General features: G+C 57.4%; 2 rRNA genes. Both read left to right on the forward strand.

Annotated elements, in window-relative coordinates:
- Window positions 1–136: 136 nt before the first annotated feature.
- Window positions 137–1681 (forward strand): 16S ribosomal RNA (locus tag EBN88_RS28395).
- Window positions 1682–1978: 297 nt separating this feature from the next.
- Window positions 1979–5093, forward strand: a 23S ribosomal RNA gene (locus tag EBN88_RS28400).
- The 16S and 23S rRNA genes sit together here, the layout of an rRNA operon.
- Window positions 5094–5115 lie beyond the last annotated feature (22 nt).

Raw genomic sequence — 5115 nt, forward strand, 5'->3', positions numbered from 1 at the left:
GCCCGGAGGGCCCCGAGGGGGGTTTGATGGAAGCGTCCGTTCCTTGAGAACTCAACAGTGTGCCAAAAGTCAATGCCAGATTTTTGAGTTGTTTGCGAGGATGTTCGAGCATCTTTGTGGGCGCTTTTTTGAAGCATTCACGGAGAGTTTGATCCTGGCTCAGGACGAACGCTGGCGGCGTGCTTAACACATGCAAGTCGAACGATGATCCGGCTTCGGTCGGGGATTAGTGGCGAACGGGTGAGTAACACGTGGGTAATCTGCCCTGCACTTTGGGATAAGCCTGGGAAACTGGGTCTAATACCGGATATGACCTTCTTCCGCATGGGGGTTGGTGGAAAGCTTTTGCGGTGCAGGATGGGCCCGCGGCCTATCAGCTTGTTGGTGGGGTAGTGGCCTACCAAGGCGACGACGGGTAGCCGGCCTGAGAGGGTGACCGGCCACACTGGGACTGAGACACGGCCCAGACTCCTACGGGAGGCAGCAGTGGGGAATATTGCACAATGGGCGGAAGCCTGATGCAGCGACGCCGCGTGAGGGATGACGGCCTTCGGGTTGTAAACCTCTTTCAGCAGGGAAGAAGCCTTGCCTTTTTGGGTGGGTGACGGTACTTGCAGAAGAAGCACCGGCTAACTACGTGCCAGCAGCCGCGGTAATACGTAGGGTGCGAGCGTTGTCCGGATTTATTGGGCGTAAAGAGCTCGTAGGCGGCTTGTCGCGTCGGTTGTGAAAGCTCGGGGCTTAACCCTGGGTCTGCAGTCGATACGGGCAGGCTAGAGTTCGGTAGGGGAGACTGGAATTCCTGGTGTAGCGGTGAAATGCGCAGATATCAGGAGGAACACCGGTGGCGAAGGCGGGTCTCTGGGCCGATACTGACGCTGAGGAGCGAAAGCGTGGGGAGCGAACAGGATTAGATACCCTGGTAGTCCACGCTGTAAACGGTGGGAACTAGGTGTGGGCAGCATTCCACGTTGTCTGTGCCGTAGCTAACGCATTAAGTTCCCCGCCTGGGGAGTACGGCCGCAAGGCTAAAACTCAAAGGAATTGACGGGGGCCCGCACAAGCGGCGGAGCATGTGGCTTAATTCGACGCAACGCGAAGAACCTTACCAAGGCTTGACATACGCCGGAAACTGCTGGAGACAGTAGCCCTCTTTGAGTCGGTGTACAGGTGGTGCATGGCTGTCGTCAGCTCGTGTCGTGAGATGTTGGGTTAAGTCCCGCAACGAGCGCAACCCTTGTCCTGTGTTGCCAGCGTGCCCTTTCGGGGGTGACGGGGACTCACGGGAGACTGCCGGGGTCAACTCGGAGGAAGGTGGGGACGACGTCAAGTCATCATGCCCCTTATGTCTTGGGCTGCACACGTGCTACAATGGCTGGTACAATGAGCTGCGATGCCGTGAGGTGGAGCGAATCTCAAAAAGCCAGTCTCAGTTCGGATTGGGGTCTGCAACTCGACCCCATGAAGTCGGAGTCGCTAGTAATCGCAGATCAGCATTGCTGCGGTGAATACGTTCCCGGGCCTTGTACACACCGCCCGTCACGTCACGAAAGTCGGTAACACCCGAAGCCGGTGGCCTAACCCCCTTGTGGGGAGGGAGTCGTCGAAGGTGGGACTGGCGATTGGGACGAAGTCGTAACAAGGTAGCCGTACCGGAAGGTGCGGCTGGATCACCTCCTTTCTAAGGAGCGTTTGGCCAGCCCCTTGCGAGTGTCTTGGGGTGGTTGCTCATGGGTGGAACATTGACTATTCGGCGCTTGTGGTTGGTTTCGGCTGGCTAGTACTGCCTGCACTTGGTGTGGGTGTGGAACGTTGTCGGTGATTGATCAGGGGTGTTGGGCACACTGTTGGGTGTCTGAGGGCGCGGCCGCGTTTGCGTGGTTGGTCTTCGGGTTGCCAGGATCACTGTGGTCGTTATGCGGCTGTGGTGGTGGACTGGTTGTTGGTTGAGAATTGCACAGTGGACGCGAGCATCTGTGGCCAAGTTGTTAAGGGCGCACGGTGGATGCCTTGGCACCAGGAACCGATGAAGGACGTGGGAGGCCGCGATAGGCCCCGGGGAGTTGTCAACCGAGCTGTGATCCGGGGGTGTCCGAATGGGGGAACCCGGCAGTCGTTATGGGCTGTCACCTGCCGCTGAATGTATAGGCGGTGTGGAGGGAACGCGGGGAAGTGAAACATCTCAGTACCCGTAGGAAGAGAAAACAACCGTGATTCCGGGAGTAGTGGTGAGCGAAACCGGAGGAGGCTAAACCGTTTGTGTGTGATACCCGGCAGGGGTTGCGCAGGCGGGGTTGTGGGAGCGTGCTGGATCGTTCTGCCGGACGGTCGGAGAGTGAGAAACCATCATGGTAGTCGAAGGGTATGCGAAAGGCCCGGCGTAGAGGGTAAGACCCCCGTAGACGAAATTGTGGTGGCTCTCTTGTGTGTTTCCCAAGTAGCACAGGGCCCGAGAAATCCTGTGTGAATCTGGCGGGACCACCCGTTAAGCCTAAATATTCCCTGGTGACCGATAGTGGATAGTACCGTGAGGGAATGGTGAAAAGTACCGCGGGAGCGGAGTGAAAGAGTACCTGAAACCGTGTGCCTACAAGCCGTGGGAGCGTCGCAGTGTGTGTTTGCACATGCTGTCGTGACTGCGTGCCTTTTGAAGAATGAGCCTGCGAGTTTGCGGTGTGTTGCGAGGTTAACCTGTGGTGGGGAGCCGTAGCGAAAGCGAGTCCGAAGAGGGCGTTTGAGTAGCATGCCCTAGACCCGAAGCGGGGTGATCTAGCCATGGGCAGGGTGAAGCGTGGGTAAGACCGCGTGGAGGCCCGAACCCACCAGAGTTGAAAATCTGGGGGATGACCTGTGGTTAGGGGTGAAAGGCCAATCAGACTCCGTGATAGCTGGTTCTCCCCGAAATGCATTTAGGTGCAGCGTCGTGTGTTGCTTGCTGGAGGTAGAGCACTGGATAGGTGATGGGCCTTACCGGGTTACTGACCTTAGCCAAACTCCGAATGCCGGTAAGTTGTAAGCGCGGCAGTGAGACTGTGGGGGATAAGCTCCATGGTCGAGAGGGAAACAGCCCAGAGCATCGACTAAGGCCCCTAAGCGTGTGCTAAGTGGGAAAGGATGTGGAGTCGCAGAGACAGCCAGGAGGTTGGCTTAGAAGCAGCCATCCTTGAAAGAGTGCGTAATAGCTCACTGGTCGAGTGATTCTGCGCCGATAATGTAGCGGGGCTCAAGTACACCGCCGAAGTCGTGTCACCGCACTGATGTGTGGTGGGTAGGGGAGCGTCGTGTGCCGGGTGAAGCAGCCGTGTAAGCGTGTTGTGGACGGTTCGCGAGTGAGAATGCAGGCATGAGTAGCGATACGCGCGTGAGAAACGTGTGCGCCGATTGACTAAGGGTTCCTGGGTCAAGTTGATCTGCCCAGGGTAAGTCGGGGCCTAAGGCGAGGCCGACAGGCGTAGTCGATGGATAACCGGTTGATATTCCGGTACCCGCTATGGAGCGCCAACGCTGAATCTTCTGATGCTAAGCCCGTGAAGCCGCCTTGGCTCGTCTTTGACGGGTTGGGGAGTGGTGGAGCCGGTGACCCGAGGGGGTAGTAGGTGAGTGATGGGGTGACGCAGGAAGGTAGTCCAGCCCGGGTGGTGGTTATTCCCGGGGTAAGGGTGTGGCCCGAGTGGTAGGTAAATCCGCCGCTTATTGAGGGTGAGGCCTGATGCCGAGCCGATTGTGGTGAAGTGGATGATCCTATGCTGTCGAGAAAAGCCTCTAGCGATGTTTCATGGTGGCCCGTACCCGAAACCGACTCAGGTAGTCAGGTAGAGTATACCGAGGCGTTCGGGTGAACTATGGTTAAGGAACTCGGCAAATTGCCCCCGTAACTTCGGGAGAAGGGGGGCCGCTTCTGGTGAAGGCGCTTTGCTGCTGGAGCTGGGGGTGGCCGCAGAGACTAGCGAGAAGCGACTGTTTACTAAAAACACAGGTCCGTGCGAAGCTGTAAGGCGATGTATACGGACTGACGCCTGCCCGGTGCTGGAACGTTAAGGGGACTGGTTAGCTGCGCTTTGGTGTGGTGAAGCTGGGAACTTAAGCGCCAGTAAACGGCGGTGGTAACTATAACCATCCTAAGGTAGCGAAATTCCTTGTCGGGTAAGTTCCGACCTGCACGAATGGCGTAACGACTTCTCGGCTGTCTCAACCATAGGCCCGGTGAAATTGCAGTACGAGTAAAGATGCTCGTTTCGCGCAGCAGGACGGAAAGACCCCGGGACCTTTACTATAGCTTGATATTGGTGTTCGGTTCGGTTTGTGTAGGATAGGTGGGAGACTGTGAAGCTCGCACGCCAGTGTGGGTGGAGTCGTTGTTGAAATACCACTCTGATCGTGCTGGATGTCTAACCTGGGTCCGTGATCCGGATCGGGGACAGTGTCTGGTGGGTAGTTTAACTGGGGCGGTTGCCTCCTAAAGGGTAACGGAGGCGCCCAAAGGTTCCCTCAGCCTGGTTGGTTATCAGGTGGTGAGTGTAAGTGCACAAGGGAGCTTGACTGTGAGACTGGCAGGTCGAGCAGGTGCGAAAGCAGGGACTAGTGATCCGGCGGTGGCTTGTGGGAGCGCCGTCGCTCAACGGATAAAAGGTACCCCGGGGATAACAGGCTGATCTTCCCCAAGAGTCCGTATCGACGGGATGGTTTGGCACCTCGATGTCGGCTCGTCGCATCCTGGGGCTGGAGTTGGTCCCAAGGGTTGGGCTGTTCGCCCATTAAAGCGGTACGCGAGCTGGGTTTAGAACGTCGTGAGACAGTTCGGTCCCTATCCGCTGCGCGCGTTGGAGTCTTGAGAAGGGCTGTCCCTAGTACGAGAGGACCGGGACGGACGAACCTCTGGTGTGCCAGTTGTTCTGCCAAGGGCATGGCTGGTTGGCTACGTTCGGGAGGGATAACCGCTGAAAGCATCTAAGCGGGAAGCCTGCTTCGAGATGAGGGCTCCCACCCACTTGATGGGGTAAGGCTCCCTGTAGACGACGGGGTTGATAGGCCGGAGATGGAAGCCTAGTGATGGGTGGAGTTGACCGGTACTAATAGGCCGAGGGCTTGTCCATAGATGCTCGCGTCCACTGTGAA

The sequence above is a fragment of the Streptomyces triticirhizae genome (genome assembly GCF_003696235.1).
Taxonomy (GTDB): Bacteria; Actinomycetota; Actinomycetes; order Streptomycetales; family Streptomycetaceae; genus Streptomyces; species Streptomyces triticirhizae.